General features: G+C 64.8%; 18 protein-coding genes. All 18 read left to right on the top strand.

The features are described 5' to 3' along the window. Positions 1 to 28 precede the first annotated feature (28 nt). Positions 29 to 814, top strand: a complete 786-nt coding sequence (gene flgG, locus CAG29_RS13150; protein ID WP_085577844.1) for a flagellar basal-body rod protein FlgG — start codon at positions 29 to 31, stop codon at positions 812 to 814. Positions 815 to 867: 53 nt separating this feature from the next. Next, positions 868 to 1,563 carry a flagellar basal body L-ring protein FlgH gene (gene flgH, locus CAG29_RS13145; RefSeq protein WP_085577843.1) on the top strand — a complete coding sequence of 232 codons (696 nt, stop codon included), beginning with the start codon at positions 868 to 870 and terminating at the stop codon, positions 1,561 to 1,563. A gap of 27 nt (positions 1,564 to 1,590) precedes the next feature. After that, entirely contained in the window at positions 1,591 to 2,679 is a 1,089-nt protein-coding gene (locus tag CAG29_RS13140; RefSeq protein WP_085577892.1) for a flagellar basal body P-ring protein FlgI, read from the top strand. A gap of 11 nt (positions 2,680 to 2,690) precedes the next feature. Then, entirely contained in the window at positions 2,691 to 3,968 is a 1,278-nt protein-coding gene (flgJ, locus tag CAG29_RS13135) for a flagellar assembly peptidoglycan hydrolase FlgJ (RefSeq protein ID WP_085577842.1), read from the top strand. Between the two features lie 24 nt (positions 3,969 to 3,992). Continuing rightward, positions 3,993 to 6,038 (top strand): flagellar hook-associated protein FlgK, encoded by a 2,046-nt coding sequence (gene flgK / locus CAG29_RS13130; RefSeq protein ID WP_085694626.1) that lies wholly within the window; start codon positions 3,993 to 3,995, stop codon positions 6,036 to 6,038. Positions 6,039 to 6,051: 13 nt separating this feature from the next. After that, entirely contained in the window at positions 6,052 to 7,623 is a 1,572-nt protein-coding gene (locus CAG29_RS13125) for a flagellar hook-associated protein 3 (protein ID WP_085640322.1), read from the top strand. A 111-nt stretch (positions 7,624 to 7,734) separates the two neighbouring features. Then, a complete protein-coding gene (locus tag CAG29_RS13120) occupies positions 7,735 to 11,328 on the top strand; it encodes a glycosyltransferase (RefSeq protein ID WP_085694625.1) in 3,594 nt (1,197 codons plus the stop codon). 217 nt (positions 11,329 to 11,545) lie between these two features. Further along, positions 11,546 to 14,608: a calcium-binding protein gene (locus tag CAG29_RS13115; RefSeq protein ID WP_085694624.1), complete on the top strand. Its 3,063-nt coding sequence runs from the start codon at positions 11,546 to 11,548 to the stop codon at positions 14,606 to 14,608. A 97-nt stretch (positions 14,609 to 14,705) separates the two neighbouring features. Next, positions 14,706 to 15,155: a hypothetical protein gene (locus CAG29_RS13110; RefSeq protein ID WP_256575692.1), complete on the top strand. Its 450-nt coding sequence runs from the start codon at positions 14,706 to 14,708 to the stop codon at positions 15,153 to 15,155. 72 nt (positions 15,156 to 15,227) lie between these two features. Further along, on the top strand, positions 15,228 to 17,234 hold the full coding sequence (locus tag CAG29_RS13105; RefSeq protein WP_085640310.1) for a calcium-binding protein: 2,007 nt from the start codon (positions 15,228 to 15,230) through the stop codon (positions 17,232 to 17,234). Positions 17,235 to 17,488: 254 nt separating this feature from the next. Next, complete coding sequence (gene rfbF / locus CAG29_RS13100) at positions 17,489 to 18,262, top strand: glucose-1-phosphate cytidylyltransferase (RefSeq protein WP_085577835.1); 774 nt, start codon at positions 17,489 to 17,491, stop codon at positions 18,260 to 18,262. Then, complete coding sequence (gene rfbG, locus CAG29_RS13095; RefSeq protein ID WP_085577834.1) at positions 18,244 to 19,326, top strand: CDP-glucose 4,6-dehydratase; 1,083 nt, start codon at positions 18,244 to 18,246, stop codon at positions 19,324 to 19,326. The genes rfbF and rfbG overlap by 19 nt, the downstream gene beginning before the upstream one ends. Continuing rightward, positions 19,323 to 19,883 (top strand): dTDP-4-dehydrorhamnose 3,5-epimerase family protein, encoded by a 561-nt coding sequence (locus CAG29_RS13090; protein ID WP_085631121.1) that lies wholly within the window; start codon positions 19,323 to 19,325, stop codon positions 19,881 to 19,883. Before rfbG ends, CAG29_RS13090 begins: the two co-directional genes overlap by 4 nt. Beyond that, positions 19,880 to 21,106: a class I SAM-dependent methyltransferase gene (locus CAG29_RS13085; RefSeq protein ID WP_085577832.1), complete on the top strand. Its 1,227-nt coding sequence runs from the start codon at positions 19,880 to 19,882 to the stop codon at positions 21,104 to 21,106. The genes CAG29_RS13090 and CAG29_RS13085 overlap by 4 nt, the downstream gene beginning before the upstream one ends. Next, positions 21,103 to 21,960: an NAD(P)-dependent oxidoreductase gene (locus CAG29_RS13080; protein ID WP_085656684.1), complete on the top strand. Its 858-nt coding sequence runs from the start codon at positions 21,103 to 21,105 to the stop codon at positions 21,958 to 21,960. Before CAG29_RS13085 ends, CAG29_RS13080 begins: the two co-directional genes overlap by 4 nt. Further along, positions 21,950 to 23,020 carry a class I SAM-dependent methyltransferase gene (locus CAG29_RS13075; protein WP_085640298.1) on the top strand — a complete coding sequence of 357 codons (1,071 nt, stop codon included), beginning with the start codon at positions 21,950 to 21,952 and terminating at the stop codon, positions 23,018 to 23,020. The genes CAG29_RS13080 and CAG29_RS13075 overlap by 11 nt, the downstream gene beginning before the upstream one ends. A gap of 17 nt (positions 23,021 to 23,037) precedes the next feature. Next, positions 23,038 to 23,775: a cephalosporin hydroxylase family protein gene (locus CAG29_RS13070; RefSeq protein ID WP_085577829.1), complete on the top strand. Its 738-nt coding sequence runs from the start codon at positions 23,038 to 23,040 to the stop codon at positions 23,773 to 23,775. 54 nt (positions 23,776 to 23,829) lie between these two features. After that, positions 23,830 to 26,745 (top strand): TIGR00180 family glycosyltransferase, encoded by a 2,916-nt coding sequence (locus CAG29_RS13065; protein ID WP_085694623.1) that lies wholly within the window; start codon positions 23,830 to 23,832, stop codon positions 26,743 to 26,745. The last annotated feature ends 8 nt before the right edge of the window (positions 26,746 to 26,753 follow it).

The raw sequence follows: 26,753 nt of genomic DNA, 5'->3' as shown, positions 1-26,753 counted from the left end.
CGTAAAACAGGCGCACGAGGAGAATCGAATGCTTCCGGCTCTATGGGTTGCCAAAACCGGTCTGTCCGCCCAGGACACCAACCTGACCACCATTTCCAACAACTTGGCCAACGTGTCGACCACGGGCTTCAAGCGCGACCGCGCCGAGTTCCAGGACCTGCTGTACCAGATCAAGCGTCAGCCAGGCGCCCAGTCGACCCAGGACAGCGAACTGCCGTCGGGCCTGCAAGTGGGCACCGGTGTGCGCATCGTCGGCACCCAGAAGAACTTCACCGCCGGCAGCCTGCAGACCACCGAGCAGCCGCTGGACATGGCCATCGACGGCCGCGGTTTCTTCCAGATCCTGCAGCCGGACGGCACCACGTCCTACACCCGTGACGGTACGTTCCACCTGGACGCCAACGGCCAGATCGTCAACGCCAACGGTTTCGCCCTGGAGCCGGCCATCGTCATCCCGGACAACGCCAAGACCTTCACCGTGGGCAAGGACGGCACCGTGTCGATCACCGTCGCCGGCAACCCGGCCTCCCAAGTGATCGGCAACCTGCAGACCGCCGACTTCATCAACCCGGCCGGCCTGCAGGCCATCGGCAGCAACCTGTTCCTGGAGACCGCCGCCTCCGGCGCGCCGCAAGTCGGCACCCCGGGCCTGAACGGCTTCGGCACCACCGAGCAGAACATGCTGGAAACCTCCAACGTCAGCACCGTGGAAGAGATGGTCAACATGATCACCACCCAGCGCGCGTACGAGATGAACTCCAAGGTGATCTCCACCGCCGACCAGATGCTCTCGTTCGTAACGCAGAATCTGTAATCAAGTCCGAACGGCGGCCATGAGGCCGCCGGCAACACCGTGAGGTAAGGGTCATGAATCGCTTTGTATCCGTTCTGGCATTGAGTGGGGCGGTCTCGCTCGCGGGCTGCGTCGCGCCGACGCCCAAGCCCAATGACCCTTATTACGCCCCGGTGCTGCCGCGCACGCCGCTGCCGTCGGCGGCCAACAACGGCTCGATCTATCAGGCCGGCTTCGAGCAGAACCTGTACAGCGACCGCAAGGCGTTCCGGGTCGGTGACATCATCACCATCACCCTGAACGAGAAGACCCAGGCCAGCAAGAACGCCAACTCCCAGGTGGCCAAGAACAGCAAGACCGGCATCGGCCTGACTTCGCTGTTCGGCGGCAGCGGCACCACCAACAACCCGTTGGGCGGCAATGACTTGAGCCTGGACGTCGGCTACAGCGGCGACCGCGCGACCAAGGGCGACAGCAAGGCGGCCCAGGGCAACACCCTGACCGGCTCGATCACCGTGACCGTGGCCGACGTGCTGCCCAACGGCATCATCGCCGTGCGCGGCGAGAAGTGGATGACCCTCAACACCGGCGACGAGCTGGTGCGGATCGCAGGCCTGGTGCGTGCCGATGACATCTCCACCGACAACACCGTGTCCTCGACCCGGGTCGCCGATGCGCGCATCACCTATTCGGGCACCGGTTCGTTCGCCGATGCGAGCCAGCCAGGCTGGTTCGACCGTTTCTTCCTCAGCCCGCTGTTCCCTTTCTAGGTGGCTACTTTGAATTTCAAGCGCCTCATGATGGCCGCGCTGTTGTTGTCGGCGGCCTTCAACGCACACGCCGAACGGCTGAAGGACATCGCCAGCATCTCCGGCGTGCGTTCCAACCAGTTGATCGGCTACGGCCTGGTGGTCGGCCTCAACGGCACCGGCGACCAGACCACGCAGACCCCGTTCACCCTGCAGACCTTCAACAACATGCTCTCGCAGTTCGGCATCAAGGTGCCGCCGGGATCGGGCAACGTGCAGCTCAAGAACGTCGCGGCCGTGTCGGTCAGCGCCGACCTGCCGGCGTTCGCCAAGCCGGGTCAGCAGATCGACATCACCGTCTCGTCCATCGGCAACTCCAAGAGCCTGCGCGGCGGCACGCTGCTGCTGACCCCGCTCAAGGGCATCGACGGCAACGTCTATGCCGTGGCCCAGGGCAACCTGGTGGTCGGCGGCTTCGACGCCGAAGGCCGTGACGGCTCCAAGATCACCGTCAACGTTCCGTCGGCCGGCCGGATCCCCGGCGGCGCCTCGGTGGAGCGTGCGGTGCCGAGCGGTTTCAACCAGGGCAACAGCCTGACCCTGAACCTGAACCGTTCCGACTTCACCACCGCCAAGCGCATCGTCGACAAGATCAACGACATGCTCGGCCCGGGCGTGGCCCAGGCCATCGACGGCGGCTCGATCCGCGTCACCGCGCCGCTGGATCCGAGCCAGCGCGTGGACTATCTGTCGATCCTGGAGAACCTGGAAATCGATCCGGGCCAGGCCGTGGCGAAGGTCATCATCAACTCGCGCACCGGCACCATCGTCATCGGTCAGAACGTGAAAGTGGCACCGGCCGCCGTGACCCACGGCAGCCTGACCGTGACCATCACCGAAGACCCGATCGTCAGCCAGCCGGGCCCGCTGTCCAACGGCCAGACTGCCGTGGTGCCGCGCTCGCGGGTCAACGCCGAGCAGGAAGCCAAGCCGATGTTCAAGTTCGGCCCGGGCACCACCCTCGACGAGATCGTGCGTGCGGTGAACCAGGTCGGCGCAGCGCCGGGCGACCTGATGGCGATCCTTGAAGCATTGAAACAGGCCGGCGCGCTGCAAGCCGATCTGATCGTGATCTGAGGACGGCGACCATGGATATGCGCAAGAGCGGTCTGGTCAGCAGCAGCGACTCGGGGGCCTACTCGGACCTCAATCGCCTGAACCAGCTCAAGGTCGGCGACAAGAACAGCGACGCGAACATGCGCAAGGTGGCGCAGGAGTTCGAATCGCTGTTTCTGGGCGAAATGCTCAAGTCGATGCGATCGGCCACCGAGGCTCTCGGGAAGGACAACCCGATGAACACCGCGGAAGCCAAGCAGTACCAGGAAATGTACGACCAGCAGTTGGCGGTGTCGCTGTCCCGCGAGGGCGGCGGCATCGGCCTGGCCGACGTGCTGATGCGGCAGATGACCAAGAACAAGCCGGTGGCGCCGGGGGAGGCGGCGGCCAAGGCGGCCGCGGTGGAAACGCCGATCGCCGCCGGCACCGCCGCCACCGGCCCGCTGTCGCGCGTCAGCGGCGAGCGTCCGCTGTGGGCATCGCGTTCGCTGCGTGCGCCGAACGTCGAGCTTTCCCACCGCAACGACATGGAAATGATCAACCGGCGCCGTCTGGCCCTGCCGCCGAAGCTGGCCGACCGCTTGCTCGCCGGCCTGGTGCCGTCCGCCTCGACGGCCACGAACACCGTGTTGCCGCAGCGCAGCACTGTCGGCGCCAACACCAATGCCATGGCCGCCAACACCGGCGCAGGCCCGCTGTACAACGGCGACTGGCTGGCGCGGGCCGAGGCGGACAAGGCCTCGGGCGGGCAGATGCAGATTTACGGCCGCGCCATGGCGCAGATCCCGCTGGCGCCGGCGAAACGCGCGTTCAGCGACGCCGACGAATTCGTCAACACCATGCTGCCGATGGCCAAAGAGGCCGCCGCGCGCATCGGCGTCGACCCGCGCTACCTGGTGGCCCAGGCCGCGCTGGAGACCGGCTGGGGCAAGTCGGTCATGCGCGCCCAGGACGGCAGCAGCAGCCACAACCTGTTCGGCATCAAGGCCAGCGGCAACTGGAAGGGCGATTCGGCCCGGGCGATCACCAGCGAGTTCCGCAACGGCCAGATGGTCAAGGAGACGGCCGAGTTCCGTTCCTACGCCTCCTACAAGGACAGCTTCCACGATCTGGTGACGATGCTGCAGAGCAACAATCGCTATCAAGAAGTGCTGAAGTCGGCCGATAACCCAGAACAGTTTGTACGCGAGTTGCAAAAGGCCGGTTACGCGACCGACCCGAACTACGCGACCAAGATTTCGCAGATAGCCAGGCAGATGGGCAGTTACCCCAACTACGCTGCGGCGGGTGCCTCCACCACGCCTCTCTAGGGCATAAGGAATAAGGTTTAAATCATGAGTTTGCTCAATATCGGGATGTCGGGGCTGTCCGCCAGCCAAGCCTCGCTGGCGACGACAGGCAATAACATCGCCAACGTCGACACCGCCGGTTATTCGCGCCAGCAAACCGTGCAGGGCACCAAGTCCTCGCAGCAGTACGGCAACGTCTTCATCGGCACGGGCACGACCCTGGCCGACGTGCGCCGGGTGTACAACTCCTACCTTGAGGCCCAGCTGCACACCGCCACTTCGCTCAACAGCGAAGCGGCCGCCTACCAGGTCCAGGCCAGCGCGCTGGATGCCTCGCTGTCGGAAACCAACACCGGCCTGACGGGCGTGCTGCAGAAGTTCTTCTCGTCGATGCAGTCGGTCGCGACGTCGCCCACCGACGACACGTCCCGCCAGACCGTCCTGACCGGCGCCCAGGCCCTGACCAGCCGCTTCAACGCGCTGGCCAAGCAACTGAACGACCAGAACACCACGATCAACGGCAACCTGTCGGACATGGCGTCCCAGGTGAACAAGCTGGCGACCTCGATCGCCACGCTGAACCAGAAGATCGGCGAGATCTCCACCAGCGGCGGCCAGCCGAACGACCTGCTCGACAGCCGCAACGAGGCCGTGCGCCAGTTGTCCGAGCTGGTCGGCGCCCAGGTCGTCGAGCGTGGCACCAGCCTCGACGTCTATGTCGGCAGCGGCCAGCCGCTGGTCGTCGGCAACACCATCAATACCCTGAGCACCGTGCCGAGCAAGGACGACCCGTCGCGCGTGGCGCTGCAGATGGACCGCGGCTCGAGCACCATCGACATCACCTCGGTGGTCAGCGGCGGCGAAATCGGCGGCCTGCTCACCTACCGCAAAGAAGTGCTCGACCCGTCGCTCAACGAGCTGGGCCGCGTCGCACTGGTGGTGGCCGACCAGATGAACCGCCAGCAGGCCCAGGGCATCGACAAGAACGGTGACTTCGGCGCGGCGATCTTCAACAACATCAACAGCGCCGCGCTGATCAGCCAGCGCAGCATCGGCAAAGACGGCAACAGCGCCGGCTCCGGCAACCTCGATGTGACCATCAAGGACACCGGCAAGCTGACCACCAGCGATTACCAGGTGACCTTCACCAGCGCCACCGACTACACCGTCAAGCGCTCCGACGGCACTGACCTGGGCACGTTCAGCACCACCACCACGCCGCCTCCGGTGATCGACGGCTTCACCCTGTCGCTCAACGGCGGTGCCCTGAGCGCCGGCGACTCGTTCAAGGTGACGCCGACCCGCAACGCGGCCGCCAGCATCCAGACCGTGCTGACCGATCCGAAGAAAATCGCCGCAGCCGGCCCGCTGACCGGCGTGGCCAGCGCCAACAACTCGGGCACCTACACCCAGCCGACGCTGACCAGCACCATCGACATCTACAACCCGGCCGCCCAGGCGGAAATGCAGACCGCGCTCAAGTACTCGACGCCGGTCAAGCTGGTGTTCGGCGCGGTGAGCGGCGGTAGCCAGTCGTACAGCATGGTCGACGCCAAGGGCAACAGCATCGGCACCGGCACCATCGTGCCGGGCCAGGCCAACACCCTGAACCTGAACGTGGGCATGGTCGACGCCACCGGCGCGCCGGTGATGGACAACAGCGTCGTGCCGCCGGTGCAGAAGACCTTCACCGTGCAGACCACCGTGGGCGCCACGCCGAAGGCCGGCGAGACCTTCACGATGAACCTGACCGGCGCGGCGTCCTCGGACAACCGCAACGCCCAGGCGCTGGTCGGCCTGCAGACCAAGCAGACCGTGGACACCGGTTCGGCGAGCAAGGGCATCAGCCTGACCGACGCCTACAACAAGCTGGTGACCAACGTCGGCACCCAGGCGGCCCAGGGCAAGTCCGACAGCGCCGCCACCACGGTGATCCTGAACCAGGCCAAGGGCGCCCGCGACTCGCTGTCCGGCGTCGTCCTGGACGAAGAGGCCGCCAACCTGGTCAAGTACCAGCAGTACTACACCGCGTCTTCGCAGATCATCAAGGCTGCGCAGGAAACTTTCAGCACGCTGATCAACAGCCTTTAAGGAGTCGTAATCCATGCGCATTTCCACCGCCCAGTATTACGAGACGCAAGCTGCGAACTACCAGCGCAACTACAGCAACGCCGTGGCGACCAGCAACGAAGCCAGCAACCTGACCAAAATCAACACCGCCGCCGACGATCCGGTCGGCGCCGGCCGCCTGCTGGCTCTGGGTCAGCAGAGCGCGATCCTGGAGCAGTACAAGGGCAACATCAGCAGCACCAAGAGCGCGCTGAACCTGCAGGAATCCACCCTGGACGCGATCAACACCGCGTTGGCGCGCGCCAAGGAACTGGGCCTGGCCGCCAACAACGGATTCAAGACCGACGCCGACCGCAGCGCCTACGCCGAAGAACTGGGCCAGATCCAGCAACAGGTGCTGGGCCTGATGAACTCCAAGGACGCCAACGGCAACTACCTGTTCTCCGGCTCCAAGACCGACACCGCGCCGTACTCGCAGAACGCCGACGGCACCTTCACCTATAACGGCGACCAGACCCAGATCAACCTGGGCATCGGCGACGGCCTGACGGTGGGCACCAACACCACCGGCTGGGACGCGTTCCAGCAGACCATCAACACCAGCCGCACCCAGACCGCCATGACCGCCCCGGCCGTGGACGACGGCCGTGTGGTGCTGTCCAACGGCACCGTCGGCACCGCCGCGACCTACAACGCCAAGTTCAGCGGCGGCCAGCCGTACACCGTCAGCTTCCTGAGCAGCACCCAGATCAAGATCACCGATGCCCTGGGCAACGACGTGACCGCCGAAGCCAGCCAGAACGGCGTGATCAGCAACAGCAACGGCGCCAACCAGACGGTCAGCTTCCGTGGCGTGGACATGAAGCTGAACATCAACCTCAAGCCCGGCGACACCAACCCGGACGCCGTCATCGCCGGCCACAGCTTCCAGCTGTCGGCCAGCCCTGACTCGTTCACCACGGCGCGCAGCCCGGGCAACCCGTCGACGGCGGTGATCACCGGTTCCACCATCACCAACCCGTCGGACTACACCAACACCTTCCCGGCGAACGGCAGCACGGTGCTCAAGTTCACCAGCGCCACCGCCTTCGACCTGTATGCCGCGCCGATCACGGCCGACAGCAAGCCGATCTCGTCGGGCACCATGGTAGGCGGCAACGCCGTCGCCGCCGGCGTGACCTTCGCCATCGGCGGCACACCGGCCAACGGCGACCAGTTCTCGATCCAGTCGAACAACCACCAGACCCAGAACGTGCTCGACACCCTGGGGCAGATGATCACCGCGCTGAAGGCGCCGATCGACGGCGATCCGGTGGCCAAGCAGAAGTTCCAGGGCACCATGGAGTCGGCGCTGGGCAACATCGACAGCGCCGTGAACCAGATCGGCTCTGCGGTCACCTCGATCGGTGCCCGCGGGCAGGCGCTGGAAGAGCAGACCACCACCAACGACAGCCTGACCGCGGCGAACGCCACCACCCAGAGCTCGATCCGCGATTCGGATCCGGCCGAGGTGATGACCCGCCTGACCCTGCAGCAGACCATGCTGCAGGCCGCCCAACTGGCGTTCAGCAAGATCTCCCAGTTGAGCCTGTTCGACAGGATCTGAGGATGAGCGGGCGCGCGAGCGCCCGTTTCCCCACCGTTCTTTCTTTGTCTTCTTTTGCGGTTTCGAAGGGCTCGCTGTACCGGGCGGGTTCCCGCCGCTTGCGAGTCCGCCGTGAATTCACTCCCCCTTGTCAGCCTCGTCATCCCCGCCTTCAACCCGCGCTTCTTCGAGCGGACGTTGAACAGCGCCGTGAGCCAGACCTACGGTTCTCTTGAAATCATCGTCTGCGACGACAGCCGCGGCAGCCAGATCCAGGAGATCGTCGCTTCGGTGAGCGAGCAGTCCGGCGTTGCGGTGCGCTACGTGCGCAACCCGCGCACGCTGGGCATGATCGGCAACCTCAAGGCCTGCCTGGCCGAGGCGCGGGGCGAGTTCGTCAAGTTCCTGTGCGACGACGACCACCTCTACGCCTCCTGCATCGAGCAGCAGGCCCACGAGCTGGTGCGCGACGAAGTGAGCCTGGTGCTGGCCCAGCGGCTGCTCTGGGACGCGCAGGACATCATCCTGCCGGCGCGCCTGGAAAACACCTCGCTGTCACCGGCCAGCGGCCTGTTCAAGGGCGACGACCTGCTGGCGATCTTCGAGAAGTTCCCGGTGAACGTCCTGGGCGGCTTCAGCAACGCCCTGTTCCGGCGCACCGATCTTGAGGAACTGTTGCCGGCGCTGACCCAGGAAGGCCACTGCTTCACCGCGTCTCTGGATTTCGCCCTGTACATCTGCCTGATGCGGCGCGGCAACGTGGCGATCTCCAACAACGTGCTCAGCGCCGAGCGGCTGTACCCCGAGCGCCTGAGCGCCAGCCAGCCGATGAAGGATGCGGTGGAGGTCGAGCGCGAGTGGATGACGCAGATGCTCAAGGCCCGCAGCGGCGAATCGGCGCCGGCCCCGGGTTGGGTGCGTTATGTGCCGCTGGCCAAGGCCGACGAGTCGCCGCGCGCCTGGGAAGAGCTGCCCCTGAGCCGCACCCTGGGCTCCAAGCAGAGCCGTCAGGAGTGGTGCGTCGGCATCGACAGCTGGAGCTTTGCCGAGCTCTACGCGCAATGGCTGGGCTGCCGCGTGCTCAGCGAAGCCCAGCGCCGACTGCTGCCGGAGACCTTCGCCAGTTGGTCGCACAAGCCGCGGATCGTGCCGGTGGTCATCGACGCAGAAGGCAGCCGCGACGGCGTCGAGCGCACGCTGGAGGCGCTGGCCGCCCAAGACTATCCGCCGGAACTGATCCTGGTGCTGTCCGCCGACTGTTCCGAGCCGGCGCTGGACGGCCAGGTCTTCCGCATGCCGTTGCAGGGCGACGGCCTGGAGCAGGTCAATGCGCTGTTGCCGCAACTGGAAGGGGCCGACTGGTTCTACCTGCTGCAGGCGGGTGACCGTCCGGTGGCCCCGGCGCTGTTGGTCATGGCCGAGCGGATCGTGCACAACCCTTCGCTGACCTGCCTGTACGGCGACGAAGGCAGCCTGCGCAACGGCGAGTCGGCGGAGCCGGCGTTCAAGCCGGACTTCAACCTCGACCTCATGCGCAGTTACCCCTACGTCGGACGTGCGCTGGCGTTCCAGCGCGAGCGCTTCCTGGACCTGGGCGGCTTTGCGCCGGAGTTCGCAGAGCTTGCGCCTCACGATGTGCTGTGGCGCATGGTCGAAAGCGGCGGCACGCACGTGGTCGGCCACATTGCCGAAGTGATGCTGGAATCGGTCTTCGACCTGGCCAAATGGCTGGCCGAACCGGGCGTCGTCGAACAGAGCCCGCGGGTGCTCGAAGCGCACCTGCAACGCCTGGGCGTTGCCCATGAGCTGCGCCGCGGCAGCATCGACCTGCTCAACCGCATCGACTATCGCCATGCCCGCCGCCCATTGGTGTCTGTGGTCATCGTCACCAAGGACCAGACGGCGGCCTTGCAGCGCTGCGTCGAGACGCTGCTGGAAAAGACCGCCTACAGCGAGTACGAACTGCTGTTGGTCGACAACGGCAGCGAAAGCGCCGAGGCGTTGGCGTGGCTGGACGGCATGGCGCAGTTGGGCAGCGACCGGCTGCGCGTGTTGCGTTACCCGCAGCAGGGCAACCCGGCCGCCACCTACAACTTCGCGGTGGGCCAGGCCCGCGGCGAATACGTGCTGATGCTTAACTCCTTTGCGGTGATCACCCAGGCGGACTGGCTGGACGAACTGCTCAATCACGCCCAGCGCCCGGAAGTCGGCGTGGTCGGCGCCAAGATCTACAATCCGGACGGCTGCGTGTTGCACGCCGGCCTGGTGCTGGGCATGCAAGGGGCCGTCGGGCTGCCGTTCTACGGTCAGCCGATGCAGGCGGACGGCTACATGTACCGCTTGCAGACGGCCCACGATTTGAGTGCCGTCGGCGGCGATTGCCTGATGATTCGCAAGGCGCTGTTCCAGGCAGCGGGAGGGCTGGACGAGCAGGAACTGACCCAGACGCTCAACGTCGTGGATCTGTGCCTGCGGGTCGGTCAGGACGGCTATCTGGTGGTCTGGAACCCTTACGCCAAGCTGGCGTTGGGCGCGCGTCCTACCGTGGAGGCGACGGAGCAAGAGCAGCAACTGCACGTGCAAGAGCACGAAACGTTCTACCAGCGCTGGTTGCCGGTCATCGCGCGCGACCCGGCCTTCAACGTCAACCTGGCGCTGCAGGGCGTCGGGGCGACCAGTTTCAGCCTGGAGCCGGGCCTGCGCACCGGCTGGACGCCGTTCTCCAGGAAACTGCTGCCCAATGTGCTGGCCGTGCCGATCAACGCGTCCGCCATCGGCCACTACCGCATCAGCCAGCCGATGATCGAGCTGGAAGCGGCGAACCGGGCCGAAGGGCGCATTTGCTACGGCTTGCCGTCGATCATTGAGATCGAACGCCAATCCCCCGACGTGATCGTGCTGCAAGGGCGTTACTCGAAACACGCCATCGATGAGATCCCGCCGCTGAAGCAATTCTCCAATGCGCGGAGGATCTTCGAGCTCGACGACAACGTCATCGACGTGCCTCAGCGCAATGCGCACATCCGCAACATGCCCAAGCGCGATGAAATGGAGCAACTGGTGCGCCGTGCCATCGGCTACTGCGACCGCGTGGTCGTGTCCACCGCGCCTTTGGCCAACGTCCTGTCGGACATGCACCACGACATCCGCGTCGTGCCCAACATGCTGTCCCGGCACCTGTGGACCGGCCTGCGCAGCCAGCGCCGCACCTCGAAGAAGCCGCGGGTCGGCTGGGGCGGCGGAACCAGCCACCACGGCGACCTGGCGGTGATCGCCGACGTGGTGCGCGAGCTGGCCAACGAGGTCGACTGGGTGTTCTTCGGCATGTGCCCGGACGACCTGCTGCCGTACATGCACGAGTTCCACGGCGTGATCGGGCTCGACGTGTACCCGGCGAAACTGGCCAGCCTCAACCTGGACCTGGCCTTGGCGCCGCTGGAGTTCCACATCTTCAACGACTGCAAGAGCAACCTGCGTCTGCTGGAGTACGGCGCCTGCGGCTACCCGGTCATCTGCACCGACACCGAGGCCTACCGCGGCTACTTGCCGTGCACCCGGATCAAGACCAACACCACTGACGAATGGCTGCAAGCCATCCGCATGCACCTGGCCGACCCGGACGCCAGCTACCGCATGGGCGACGAGTTGCGCGAGGTCGTGTTGCGCGACTACGTGCTGCGCGACGAGAACCTGCGTTATTGGGAAAACGGCTGGCTGGCGGACTGACCGGTTCGAGACGGCATGCTGTCAAAAAGAGGCGACCTTTGGGGGTCGCCTCTTTTTTTTGCTGTGACAAACCTCTCTATTTCGGGTTTTTCAATGGGCAGTCTGTTCAAGGTTTGGGATTTTCCTGTCGATAACACCTCAATCGTTCGTTCGGAATGGACGGCTGGAACGTCCCGCCGGCGAGTACCGGATCAATCAAAAGGCAAGGAAGAAACACATGGCAGTCATCAACGGAACAAACGGCGCGGATACGCTGACAGGTACGGACGGGGACGACGAAATCAATGCCCTGGGCGGCAACGATGTGATCAAGGGCAGCGCCGGCGCCGACAAGATCAATGGTGGTGACGGAACCGGTGACGTGATGGACTACTCGGGCTCGTCGCAAGCCATCAACGTCGATCTGATCCAGGGCGGCGGAACGGGGCGGGCCGGCATCGGAGGCGATGCCGAGGGCGACACGCTGACCAACATCGAAAAGGTGATCGGCACCGCGTTCAACGACACGTTCAGCGTCGACAAGGGCACCGCGACCTTTGAGGGCGGCGCAGGCGACGACGTGTACATCATCAACGGGAGCAACCTCACCAACGTGATCGAGCTGGCCGGCGGCGGCAACGACGAGGTGCGCACGAGCTTCGACATCCAGTCGCTTCGGGACAACATCGAACGCCTGACCTACACCGGCAGCGGAGCGTTCACCGGCTACGGCAACGCCAGCGACAACGTCATCACGGGCGGGGCCGGCAACGACACGCTGTTTGGCGGCGCGGGTGCCGACCAGTTCATCGGCGGAGCCGGCATGGACACCGTCGGCTACACGGACAGCGCCGTCGGCGTGACGCTGAACTTCAAGACCGGCGTCAACTCCGGCATCGCGGCGGGGGACACCTACACCGGCATCGAAAGAATCCTCGGATCTAACGTCAACGATACGTTCGTCGCCGACAGCCGTGCATTTGCCTTCGACGGCGGTGGCGGAACCGGTGACGTGGTGGACTACTCGGGCTCGTCGCAAGCCATCAACGTCGATCTGATCCAGGGCGGCGGAACGGGACGGGCCGGCATCGGAGGCGATGCCGAGGGCGACACGCTGACCAACATCGAAAAGGTGATCGGCACCGCGTTCAACGACACGTTCAGCGTCGACAAGGGCACCGCGACCTTTGAGGGCGGCGCAGGCGACGACGTGTACATCATCAACGGGAGCAACCTCACCAACGTGATCGAGCTGGCCGGCGGCGGCAACGACGAGGTGCGCACCAGCTTCGACATCCAGTCGCTTCGGGACAACATCGAACGCCTGACCTACACCGGCAGCGGAGCGTTCACCGGTTACGGCAACGCCAGCGACAACGTCATCACGGGCGGGGCCGGCAACGACATCCTGTTTGGCGGCGCGGGCGCCGACCAGTTCATCGGCGGAGCCGGCATGGACACCGTCGGCTACACGGACAGCGCCGTCGGCGTGACGCTGAACTTCAAGACCGGCGTCAACTCCGGCATCGCGGCAGGGGACACCTACACCGGCATCGAAAGAATCCTCGGTTCGAACGTCAACGATATCTTCGTCGCCGACAGCCGTGCATTTGCCTTCGACGGCGGTGGCGGAACCGGTGACGTGATGGACTACTCGGGCTCGTCAGAGGCCATCAACGTCGATATCCGCGCCACCGGTCCGGGGCGGGCCGGTATCGGAGGGGATGCTCAAGGCGATACGTTAGCCAACATCGAGAAAGTCATCGGTACGGCGTTCAATGACACGTTCAATCTCGATACGGCCACTGCGACGTTCGAGGGCGGTCTTGGTGACGATGTCTACATTCTCAACGGCAGCGGGGGCACCGTCATCGAGCAGGCTGGCGGAGGCAATGATGAGGTGCGCTCCAACTTCGGCCAGATATTCTTGAGCGCCAATGTTGAACGTCTGACCTATACCGGCACCGGGTCTTTCACCGGTTGGGGGAATGCGGACGACAATATCATCACCGGCGGGGTCGGCAACGACATCCTGTATGGCGGTGCGGGTGCCGACCAGTTCATCGGTGGTGCAGGCACAGACACCGTCGGCTACATCGACAGTCCGGTAGGGGTCAGCATCAATCTGAAGACCGGCGTCAATTCCGGCATCGCGGCCGGGGATACCTACATCGGTATCGAGGGCCTGCGCGGCACAGGTTTCGGTGACATTTTCGTAGGCGCGAGCGCGCCCATGGCCTTTGACGGCATGGGCGGCATGGATCTGGTCAGTTACGAGTCATCTGACAGTGCCGTATCCATCGATCTGAAAAACTATGCCAACAACACCGGCGACGCCTCCGGCGATACCTACACAGGGATCGAGCTGTTCCAGGGCAGCCGCTTTGCCGACACGCTTTCGGGTTCGACCGTCAACGACATCTTCATCGGCGGAGCGGGTGCCGATGTGATCGACGGCCGGGAAGGGAACGATTCGGCCTGGTACGTCAACAGCGCCACGGCCGTGAACATCAACCTGCTGACCGGCGTCAATCAGGGCGGGGATGCCGAGGGCGATGTGCTGATCAACATCGAGAGTGTCATCGGCAGCCGCTTCAACGACACGCTGGTCGGCAATGCAGGGGACAACGGTTTTGAAGGTGGCCTCGGCAATGATGTGATTAATGGCGGCGACGGCAACGACACACTCTACGGCAGCCTGTACAGCCCGCTCGGGCCGTTCGCCGTTGATGTCGCTGCCGGCGGGCCGCAAGCCGATATGCTGTACGGCGGCAACGGGAACGACATCATCGTCAGCGCTCCGGACGACCGCGGAACCATGGCTTTCGGCGAGGCCGGCAATGACACCATCACAGTGGTCAGCGGCACCGCCGACGGCGGTGACGGAGCCGACACCTTGACCGGAACCGGCGACAACTTCGTGCTGCTGGGCGGTGCGGGCAACGACAAGTTGATCTTGGGGTCGCAGAACGGCAGTTCGGGCCAGCTCCTGTCCGGAAGTTTCGCCAACGGCGGTGAGGGTGACGACACCTACATCATCAACACCAGCAAACTGGTGACCCTGCGGGATGACGGAAGCAGCACCAACGACACGCTGATCCTGAACAACGTCCACTCGGCTGCGTCGCTGCAACTGACGCGGATCGGCGATGACCTGCTCCTCAATGAAACCGGGGACCGGGCCGATCGGGGCGTGAAGCTTCAGGACTGGTTCGCCGGCCACAACACCATCGAGCACTTCAAGGCCGCCAACGGCGACGTTCTGCCGATCAATGGTGATGCGTTCAGCGTATTCGGCTGATACCCGGGTGCGATGCCTTTCAGGCCGTTTTTGAAAGGCATCGGCCATTTGAGGCAGGCGACTTTATGTCGCCTGTTTTTGTTTGGGGTTCAGGGGGATGCTTTTTCTCCAGGTGCATGAGGCACTCCCTTCAGACGATCTCATCACCGTGACCTACGGCATGGCCGACGGCGGCGAGGGCAATGACCTGCTGACCGGCACGGGCACCGGCTGGGCCAACGGCGGTGAAGGTGACGACACCTATACCGTCAACACCCGGGCGTTGGTCTCGATCCAGGATGACGGCGCCAGCCGTGGCGACACAGTGGTCCTGTCGTTCATCCGCAGTACGGACTTGCTTGCTGACCGCGTCGGCGACGACCTCTATCTGCACGAGTCGAAGTTCGTGGCCGGGCAGACGCCGCAGGAGGGTGTGCTGCTCAAGGACTGGTTCGCCGGCTCCGCCACCATCGAACAGATCCAGACGGCCACCGCAAGGTTTTTTTCGCGGTGGGTCTCAAGCTTTGGTTTTGTCGAATCGATAGCTTCGTATTCGCCGTTTAGGTGATCAGGTGGCAGGCCTGGGAGAGAGGTCTGCGCCACCGGTTCAGGATTCAACAACCACGCAAGGAAGAAACACATGGCAGTGATAAATGGAACGAGTGATGCGGATTTCATGGGCGGCACTCAAGACAATGACGAACTCTACGGACTGGAGTCGGACGATCGGCTTTGGGCCAGCGCCGGCTCGGATCTTCTGGATGGCGGGGAAGGGTTCGATGCAGCGGACTATGGGCTGATGCAGGCGGGTGTCAGTGTCGATCTGCGCGAAACGCTGGCGACGGTCACCAAGGCGGATGGATCCGTCGATACGCTGGTCAATATCGAGAAAGTCATCGGCAGCTCCAACAACGACACGCTGGCCAGTTCGGTTGCCGGGGTGACGCTGGAGGGTGCTGGCGGTGACGATATCTACATTATCGACAGCGAAGGCGTGACGATCATTGAAGAGGAACGGGGCGGCTATGACGAGCTGCGCACCAGCGTCAACACCATGAAGCTTGATCCGTTCCTGGAGAAACTCACTTTCACCGGCACGGGCGACTTCAAGGGTTACGGCAATGCCCAGATGAACGTGATTGTTGGCGGTGCCGGCAATGACGTGCTGTGGGGCGGCGATGGCGGCGATCAGTTCGTGGGCGGTGAAGGCTTCGATACTGTCAGCTACACCGACAGCCCTGAAGGGCTCAGTATTGAGTTGTCCAGCATCTGGGGCGCCACCGGTTTCGCTTTCGGCGATACCTACTCGAGTATCGAGGGCGTGCAGGGTTCGAATTTCAACGATGTGATCTTTGCCGGCGAGAGCGCCATGGTCATGGACGGCGCCGATGGTTTCGACGCTGCCGACTACAGCCGTTCGAACGATGCGGTCACCTTCGAATTTCACGATGGCAAGGCCTTTGGAACGGGTGGCTACGCCGAAGGCGACACGCTGGTCAACGTGGAAAAAATCGTCGGTTCGGATCTGGCCGACCACTTCACTGCCAATTCGGCGGGCATCACCTTCGAAGGTGGCCGAGGCGGTGACATCTACACGGTGAACAGCATTGGCGTGAGCATCATCGAGGGCGAGACTGATGGCTTTGACGAGCTGTACACCAACCTGTCGCTGATGAAGATGGATCCGTTCATCGAAAAAATGACCTACACCGGCACTGCCGATTTCACAGGTTATGGCAATGACGGTGCCAACATCATCGTCGGCGGCGTCGGTAATGACGTGTTCTACGGTGGTCTCGGTCAGGATGTCTTCGACGGCGGCGAGGGGATGGATACCGTCAGCTATGAGGACAGCGATGTCGGTGTGGCGGTCGGGATGTGGCAACTGGGCCAGAACGGCACGGCCCAGGGCGACATGTATCTGAACATCGAGGCGCTGCGTGGCAGTCACTTCGACGACGTCATGACGGGCAGCATGGGCGACGATATCTTCGAAGGCAGCGACGGCAACGACACGCTGAACGGCGACTACGGCAACGACTACCTCTATGGCGGTCTGAAGTCGGGGCTCGACAGCGATGTCGCGCAGGCTGACATCCTCAATGGCGGTGCCGGCGACGACGTGATCGTCGGCGCCAAAAATGACTTGGGCACCCTCGCCTACGGTGGCGATGGCAATGACACCATCACGGTCGGCAGTGGCAGTGCCTTTGGTGAGGAGGGCTTTGACCTGCTCACCGGTACCGGCAGCCATTACCTGTTGTCCGGTGGCGGCGGCAACGACGTGCTGGTGCTCAACCTTGCCGGGCAGTCGAACAGCGGCGGCGTCGCGATGGGCGGCAGCGGGGATGATACCTACATCGTCAACACGACCGGTCTGGTGACGATTCAGGACCAGCCCGGCTGGGAGATCAACGACACCCTGATCCTCAATACCATTGCCAACATCAGCCAGTTGAACGTCACCCGTGTCGGCGACGACGCGTACCTGCACAGCGTCAATGATGGCAGCGCCGGTGTTCCGGACAGCGGCGTCAAGCTGCAGGGTTGGTATGCCGGGAATGACAATATCGAGATCCTGCAGACCGCCGACGGCCAGTCTTACGACCTGCGTGCCACTGTCGACGGGTTCGCGCTTTTCGGCTGATCCACCGATGCATTGATGCAGCCACACGAAAGGGATGGCCCCGGCGACGGATCCATCCCTTTTTCATGCCCGTGTCCCCGCCGACGCAACGCCCGCAGAGCTGGCGCGTTTCCTGCAAGTCCCCCTCAAATCGCCATAAAACGAGCGCTCGCGGCCATTGCCCAAGCGCCCGCACCGGCAAAAAGGTTTAGCCAGAAGGCCCGCCAGGCTCAAGAACGCCGCGCGCAGCCCTGTGACGAACGAGAGGGGAGACGATGAAGGCAGTTATTTTGGCGGGTGGGCTCGGTACGCGCATCAGCGAGGAGTCGCACCTCAAGCCCAAGCCGATGATCGAGATCGGCGGCAAGCCAATTCTCTGGCACATCATGAAGCAGTATTCCGCCCACGGGATCCACGACTTCGTGATCTGCCTCGGCTACAAGGGCTACGCGATCAAGGACTTCTTCGCCAACTACTTCCTGCACACCTCCGACGTCACCTTCGACATGCGCAACAACCGCATGGACGTGCACCAGAACTACAGCGAACCATGGCGCGTGACGCTGGTGGACACCGGCGAAGACACCATGACCGGCGGCCGCCTGCGCCGCGCCGCGCGCTACCTGGAAGACGAAGAGGCGTTCTGCTTCACCTACGGCGACGGTGTGTCCGACCTCAACATCGGCGAGCTGGTGGACTTCCACCTGAGCCACGGCAAGCTGGCCACCGTCACCGCCGTGCAGCCGCCGGGCCGCTACGGCGCGCTGGAGCGCGACGGCGACCGCGTGCTGGGCTTCACCGAAAAGCCCAGGGGCGACGGTGGCTGGATCAATGGCGGCTTCTTCGTGCTGTCGCCCAAGGTGCTGCCTTACATCGCTGACGATCAGACTTCCTGGGAGGCCGAGCCGCTGGCCGACCTCGCCGCCGAAGAGCAGTTGCAGGCGTTCCAGCACGAAGGCTTCTGGCACCCGATGGACACCCTGCGCGACAAGAACCACCTCGAAGCGCTGTGGCACAGCGGGGAGGCCCCATGGAAGCAATGGGCCTGAGTCCGGAGTTCTGGCGTGGCAAGCGGGTCCTGGTCACCGGCCACACCGGTTTCAAGGGCAGCTGGCTGACCCTCTGGCTGCAGAACCTGGGCGCACAGGTCAGCGGCTTCGCCCTCGATCCGGCGACCGAGCCGAACCTGTTCGGACTGGCGCGGGTGCACGAAGGCATCAACGATCAGCGCGGCGACCTGCGCGACCTGGGCGCCTTGCTGGAAGTCATCGCCGACACCGAGCCTGAGATCGTCCTGCACCTGGCGGCCCAGCCGTTGGTGCGCGAAGGCTACCGCGATCCGCTGGGCACCTACTCCAGCAACGTCATGGGCACCCTCAATCTGCTCGAAGCGATCCGTCAGGTCGGCTGCGTGCGCGCCTGCGTGCTGGTGACCACCGACAAGGTCTACGCCAACAAGGAATGGCTGTGGCCCTACCGCGAGGATGAAGCCCTCGGCGGCCACGACCCTTACAGCAGCAGCAAGGCCTGCTGCGAACTGTTGGCACAGTCTTACGCGGCGTCGTTCTTTCCGGCGGACAAGTACGCCGAACACGGCCTGGCGCTGGCCACCGCCCGCGCCGGCAACGTGCTGGGCGGCGGCGACTTTGCCCCGGAGCGCCTGATTCCCGATGTGCTCAAGGCCTGGACGGCGGACGAGCCGGTGACCCTGCGCTACCCGCAGGCCGTGCGCCCGTGGCAGCACGCGCTGGAGCCGCTGGCCGGCTACCTGCAACTGGCGGCCGGCCTCTACGAAGAGGGCCCGGAGTACGCCGGTGCGTGGAACTTCGGCCCGGGCGAGGCGGACATGTGCAGCGTCGGCGAAGTGGTCGAACTGCTCGCCAACCGCTGGCCCCAGGCCCGTGGCCTGCGCATCGAACCGAGCGAGCTGCACGAGGCCGGCCTGCTGCGCCTGGACAGCAGCCGCGCCCGTCAGGTGCTGGGCTGGCAGCCGCGCTGGACCTTGCAGCAATGCCTGACCCAGACCCTCGACTGGCACCTGGCCTGGCAGAACGGCGATGACATGCGCCGGGTCTCCCTCGGCCAACTGAACCTGTACCGGGGCGCGCTGTGAGTGAATTCTCCTTGCAGGCCCTGCCGCTGGCCGGGCTGTTCAACGTCCGCCACAAGCGCTTCGAAGACCAGCGCGGGCACTTCGCCCGGCTGTTCTGCGAGGGCAGCCTGAGTGCGTTCGGCCGCGAGTTCCATATCCGTCAGATCAACCATTCCTGCACCCGCGAGAAGGGCAGCGTGCGCGGCCTGCATTACCAGAACGCCAATGCGCCGGAAGCCAAGCTGATCACCTGCCTGCGCGGTGAGGTGTGGGACGTGGCGGTGGACCTGCGCCCGGACTCCGAGACCTTCCTGCATTGGCACGCCGAACACCTGAAGGCCGGCGACGGTCGCAGCCTGCTGATCCCGGCCGGCTTCGCCCACGGTTTCCAGACCCTGACCGACGACGCCGAACTGCTTTACCTGCACAGCGCCGACTACGCGCCGGAGCACGAGGGCGGGCTGTCGGTGAACGATCCGCGGCTGGCCATCGCCTGGCCGCTGCCTGTCAATAATTTGTCGGCACGGGACTCCAGCCATCCCGCGCTCGATCAACACTTCGCTGGAGTGCGTCTATGAATTGCCGTGGGTGCGCCGCACCGCTGAGCCTGCCGCTGATCGACCTCGGCACTTCGCCGCCGTCCAACGCCTACGTGCATGCCGACCGCCTGGAGCAGGCCGAGCAATGGGTACCGCTGAAGGTCGCCGTGTGCCAGCAATGCTGGCTGGTGCAGACCGAGGACTACACCCGCGCCGACAGCCTGTTCGATGCCGAGTACGCCTATTTCAGCTCGTTCTCCAGCACCTGGCTGGCCCATGCCGAGCGCTATGTGGCCGAGATGGCCGAGCGCTTCGGCCTGAACGCCGACAGCCGTGTGGTGGAGGTGGCCGCCAACGACGGCTACCTGCTGCAGTACGTGGCCGGTCGCGGCATCCCGTGCCTGGGCGTCGAACCGACCCGCAGCACTGCCCAGGCAGCGCGGGAAAAGGGCCTGGAGATCCGTGAGCTGTTCTTCGGCCGCGACACCGCCGCGCAACTGAAGGCCGACGGCTGGGCCGCCGACCTGATGGCCGCCAACAACGTGCTGGCCCACGTGCCGGACATCAACGATTTCCTTGGCGGTTTCGCCGCGTTGCTCAAGCCCACCGGCGTGGCCACGTTCGAATTCCCGCAACTGCTGACGCTGATGGCCGGCGCGCAGTTCGACACGCTGTACCACGAGCACTATTCCTACCTGTCCCTGACCGCCGTGCAGACCCTGTGCGAGCGCAACGGCCTGGAAGTGTTCGACGTCAGCCAGTTGAGCACCCATGGCGGTTCGCTGCGGGTGTTCGTTCAGCGCCGGGACGGCGAGCGCCGCGCCGTGCAGCCGGCCGTGCAGCAGCAGTTGCAGGCCGAGCTCGACGCCGGGGTGAAGACCGCCGGCTACTACGCGACGCTGGCGCCCGCCGCCGAACGCATCAAGCATGACCTGTTGCGCTTCCTGCTTAAGGCCAAGGCCGACGGCAAGCGCGTGGTCGGCTACGGCGCCGCCGCCAAGGGCAACACGCTGCTCAACTACGCCGGGGTCAAGCCGGACCTGCTGGCGTGGGTGGCCGACGCCAACCCGCACAAGCAGGGCAAGCTGTTGCCGGGCAGCCGCATTCCGATCGTGGCGCCTGAACGCATCGATCTTGAGAAACCGGACTACGTGCTGGTGCTGCCGTGGAACCTGCTGCACGAAGTCAGCCAGCAACTGGCGCACGTGCGTCAGTGGGACGGGCGCTTCGTGATCGCCGTGCCGGAGATGAAAGTCCTGTGAAGGTCCTGGTCACCGGAGCCACCGGCTTCGTCGGTCGCCACCTGGTCGCGGCGCTGCTTGCCCGCGGCTGCACGGTGCGGGCGGTGGCGCGCAATGCGCAGACTGCGCAAGGCATGCCGTGGATCAACGACGTCGAGTTCGTGGCGGCGGATATTCACGCACCGGGCCTGGATGCCGCAGCCTTGGCCGATGGCGTCGATGCCCTCGCGCACCTGGCCTGGCCGGGGTTGCCGAACTACCGCGCGCTGTTCCATTTCGAACACAACCTGATGGCCGACTACCGCTTCGTCAAAAGCGTGGTGGAGGCGGGCGTGAAGCAAGTGCTGGTGACCGGCACCTGCTTCGAGTACGGCATGCAGAGCGGGCCCCTCAGCGAAGAGGCCGCGCCGCAGCCGGCCAACCCGTACGGCCTGGCCAAGCACACGCTGCACCTGTTCCTGCGCAACCTGCAGCAAGAGCTGCCGTTCACCCTGCAATGGGCGCGGCTGTTCTACTTGCACGGCGAAGGGCAGAACCCCAACAGCCTGCTGGCGGCGCTGGATCGGGCCATCGAGGCCGGGGCGCCGTCGTTCGACATGTCGGCGGGTGAGCAACTGCGGGATTTCCTGGCGATCGAGACGGCCGCCGGGCACCTCGCCGCGATCCTCCAGCGGCGCGGTTTCGACGGCGCGGTCAACTGCGCCAGCGGCCGGCCGGTGTCGGTGCGTTCGCTGGTCGAGCAACGCCTGCGCGAGCGCGGCGCCCGACTGGACCTGAACCTGGGCCACTACCCGTACCCGACCCACGAGCCGATGGCGTTCTGGGCGGTGACCGAGCGTCTGCAACAGTTACTGGGAGACCGCCATGAAGCATGAGTTGTACCGCGCCACCGACCTGCCGGTGCTGCAGAACCGCACTTTCGCCGATCCCGAGTCGGCGAAGGCGTCGGCCCGCGCCGACATGCTGCTGGTTCAGGACGAGCGCAGCGGCTTGATCTTCAACGCGGCGTTCGACGCCGACAAGCTCAGCTACGACGCCGACTACCAGAACGAGCAGGCCCACTCCGGCCAGTTCCAGAAGCACCTGCACGACGTCGAAGGCATCATCGCCAAGCACTTCAAGGGCCGGGAACTGATCGAGGTCGGCTGCGGCAAGGGCTACTTCCTTGAGCTGCTCAAGGGCCTGGGCTACCGCATCACCGGCATCGACCCGGCCTACGAAGGCGACAACGCCGACGTGATCAAGGCCCCGTTCACCCGTGGCCTGGGCCTGGCGGCGGACGCCGTGGTGCTGCGCCACGTGCTGGAGCACATCCAGGATCCGGTGAGCTTTCTGGCGGTGATCGCCGAAGCCAACCAGGGCGGGCAGATCTACATCGAAGTGCCGTGCTTCGACTGGATCCTCGAACACCGCGCTTGGTTCGACCTGTTCTACGAGCACGTCAACTATTTCCGCCTCGACGACCTGCGCCGGATGTTCGGCACCGTGCACGAGGCCGGCCACCTGTTCGGCGGCCAATACCTGTACATCGTCGCCGACCTGGCCACGCTGCGCCTGGCCCCGGAGCAACCGGTGCCGCGCCTGGCCCTGCCGGACGGCTTCACCGCCAGCCTCGAACGGGCGGTGCAGATCATCCAGGCCGCGCCCGGCCAGGGTTCGGCGATCTGGGGCGCGTCCTCCAAGGGCGTGATCTATTCGCTGTTCCTGCAACGGGCGGGCGTGGCGGTGGACCGCGTGGTGGACATCAACCCGGCCAAGCAGGGGCGCTTCCTGCCCCTGAGCGGCGCGCGGGTGTCCTCGCCGCAAGAGGCGATGGACGCCTTGCCCGAAGGCGCCAACCTGTTTGTGATGAATTCCAATTACCTCGAAGAGATCAAGCGGATGACCGATGGACGCTACGTCTATCACGCCGTTGACAGCGCTTCGTTCCAGTGACTACCGAGATCGTGAACATGACCGACAACAGCATCAACAAAGCCTTCGAAGCCGAATGCCGCGAGCAGATCGCCCAGCAGGGCGACGACCAGAAACTCACTGGCCTGGCCCGGGACTTCTTCAACGAATCGGCCAAGCACAAGTACAGCTACCACTTCTCGTGGATGGGCCGTCCGATCATCCAGCTGCCGCAAGACATGATGGCGATGCAGGAGATCATCTGGCAGGTCAAGCCGGATCTGGTCATCGAGTGCGGCATCGCCCACGGCGGTTCGATCATCTACTACGCCTCGCTGCTGGAGCTGCAAGGCCACGGCGAAGTGCTGGGCATCGACCTGGACATCCGCCCGCACAACCGCGAAGCCATCGAGAGCCACCCGATGAGCAAGCGCATCTCCATGATCGAAGGTTCGAGCATCGACCCTGAGATCGCCGCCAAGGTGCGCGCCGCCGCCGAAGGCAAGAAGGTCATCCTGGTGCTGGACTCCAACCACACCCACGACCACGTGCTCGAAGAGCTGCGCCTGTACGCGCCGCTGGTGTCCGTGGACAGCTACTGCGTGGTGATGGACACCGTGGTCGAAGACATGCCGGCCGACTTCTTCCCGGACCGTCCGTGGGGCCCGGGCGATAACCCGAAGACCGCCGTGTGGAAGTACCTGGAAGAGAACAAGGATTTCGAGATCGACGTTCAGCTGCAGAACAAGCTGCTGATCACCGTGGCGCCGGACGGCTACCTGCGTCGCGTGCGTTAATCGAAACATCATCAAAGCGTAGATTTGGCGATTCGCCGGTAGTGGGGAGAGGTTATGCAAGGCAAGTACGGTTCGGAACAGGCGCCGGTGCTCAATGAGCTGTTGACCGTGGTGCTGTTTACCCATAATCGTCCGGCGTTCCTGCGCCGGGCGGTGAAGTATTACAGCGCCTTGCCTTGCAGGATCATGGTGCTGGACTCGAGTCCGGAACTGCCCGAAGGCGACTTTTCCGCCGTCGACTATCACCACGTGCCGCAGTTCGCCTACTGGGGCATGCAGGCCAAGCTGGCCTATGGCGTGGAGCGCGTGACCACGCCGTACACCGTGCTGGCGGCGGACGACGACTTCATCCTGCACGATTCGCTGGCCGAGTCCGTGGGCTTCCTGCAAGACCATCCCGACTACGGCATGTGCCACGGCTACTGCCTGATGTACCTGACCCTGGCCGGCGACGTGAGCTACTACCGCCGCGACAAGAAGGTCTGCGAGGACTACGGCTCCGAGCGGGCCCAGGACCGCGTCATCGATTACATGAGCCAGTACATCCCGCCGTTCTACGCGGTGACCCGCACCGACCTGATGAAGTCCTGGCACGCGGCGATGCCGGCGGGCACCAGCTTCCAGTGGCAGGAGATCGGCCATGTGTACTACATGCTGGCCTGCGCCAAGGCGCGGATCCTGCCGATCCCTTACGTGGTGCGCGAAATCAACTACGGCAACTCCGAGCACAGCACCGAGGTGTACCACTCGCTGACGTACATGGACGCCAAGTCGGTGGCCGAGCGCGAGGCGTTCGCCGAGTTCCTGGCATCGTTGCCCACCGGCATCCAGGGACTGGACGCCGAGCAGGGCAAGGCCTTCGCCCTGGAGAGTTTCGAGGCGATGGTCGACAGCCTGCAATCGGGGCGCGCACTGACCGCCGAGCTGATTTTCCAATCCACCTGGCACCAGGCGCTCAAGCGTCCGGATCGTCGGTTCGGACCGTTGCAGTATGTGGAAATGCCGTTCTACAACCAGGCCTTCTTCGATCGCCTGGAGCAGATCGAATTCATGCTCCACACCATGCCGGCCGGCCGCGTTCAGCTGAACGGGCTGGAGGGCGTGTGGACCCGTCAGGCGCACCTGCTGCAGGCGCGCAACAACGACACCGCCGAGAGCGTGCTGGACCGTCTGTGGCAGGCCCACGACCTCAACGCCTTCAACCGTGAAGTGCTCAAGCGCCTGCTGGCGCAGCTGGAGCAGGCGGGCGAAGACGAAGAGGCGCAGAAGACCCGCGACTGGCTCGCGCGCCTGGAGGCTGTGACCCTGGAGGATCACCGTCAGACGTTCGGGAAGATGCAGTCCGGCAAGCTGCTCAAGTGGCTGGCCGCGCGTCAGCCGGATGCGCAGCAACGCGAAGCGATTGCCGGGCACCTGGCGGTCAACGGCGGCGGCCCGCAGTTCGGCGTGTTCCTGCTGGATCTGGACAACGACATCGACAAGGTGCAAGTCACCCTCGACAGCCTGCTCGAAGGCCAGTGCAAGGCGTTCCGGATCGTCGTGTTCACCACCGGTGAGCCGCCGGCCGCCACCACGGCGCAGAACACCCTGCACTTTGTCCGCGTCACGCCGGGCAACCTGGTCGAGAAGCTCAACCAGAGCGCCCGCCAGTCGCCGTGCGACTGGGTGCTGCTGGCCGAAGCGGGCGACGAGTTCACCGCCGGCGGCCTGCTGCGCGCCAGCCTGGAACTGATGGCCGCTGACGGCTGCAGCGCGGTGTCCACCGACGAGATTCAGCGTCAGGACAGCGGCGCACTGGCGGATGTGTTCCGTCCGGGCTTCAACCTGGACTTGCTGCTGAGCCTGCCGGGCATGATGGCGCGCCACTGGCTGATCCGCCGCGAGGCGCTGGTCGCGGTCGGCGGCTATCGGGCGGACTTCAGCAAGGCGCTGGAGTTCGACCTGCTGCTGCGCATCCTCGAACAGGACGGCCTCAACAGCCTGGCCCACCTCGACGAGCCGCTGCTGATCGCCCGCGCGCCGAAGCTTGAGGAGAACCCTCACGAGCGCCTGGCCCTGCTGCGTCACCTGGGCACCCGCGGCTACAAGGCCAAGGTCACGTCCTCGACGCCGGGGATCTACCAGATCGACTACCACCACACTGAGCGTCCGCTGGTGTCGGTGATCGTGCCGGCCGGCAACGACTTGCCTGCCTTGCAGCGCTGCCTGGAAGGCGTGCTCCTGCGTACCCGTTATCACCATTACGAGATCCTGGTGGCCGCGACGACGCAGCAGACGGCCGAGGTCAACGACTGGCTGGGCGCCTATCAGCATCCGAAGGTTCAGGTGCTGCGCGCCGAGCAGCCGTTGAGCGAACCGGCGCTGATCAATGCCGCCAGCCGGCAGGCCCAGGGTGAGTACCTGGTGCTGCTCGCCGCCGACGCGGAGGTGGTCAACCCGAACTGGCTCGACTCGCTGCTCAACCACGCGCTGCGTCCGGAAGTCGGCGTGGTCGGCCCGAAACTGGTCGACCGCGACGGCAAGGTCAGCCAGGCCGGCCTGATCCTGGGCCTGAACGGCGGGGTCGGTTCGGCCTTCATCGGCGAGAAGCACGACGCTGACGGTTACCTGTACCGCCTCTCGGTGGAGCACGGCTATTCGGCGGTGTCGGGCGTCTGCCTGATGGTGCGCAAGGCGCTGTTCGATGGTCTGGACGGTCTGGACGACAGCACCTTCGCCGACGGCTTCAGCGACGTCGACCTGTGCCTGAAAGCCGGGCAGGCCGGCTATCTCACCGTGTGGACGCCGTCGGTGCAGGTGCTGCATCCGGGCCAACTGCCGCAGGCGCCGCAAGCGCTTGAGGCGCTGCGGGAAAAATGGGCCGCGGCCTTCGCCGGGGATCAGGCCTACAACGCGAACCTGAGCCTGACCGGCAAAGGCTACACCCTCAACGAAAGCGCTTCGCTGGACTGGGCGCAACTGCTTGCCTAAGCCTTCGC

This window comes from Pseudomonas sp. B7(2017) (assembly GCF_002112745.1).
Classification (GTDB): domain Bacteria; phylum Pseudomonadota; class Gammaproteobacteria; order Pseudomonadales; family Pseudomonadaceae; genus Aquipseudomonas; species Aquipseudomonas ekonensis.
This window is presented reverse-complemented; position numbering and strand designations above follow the sequence as displayed.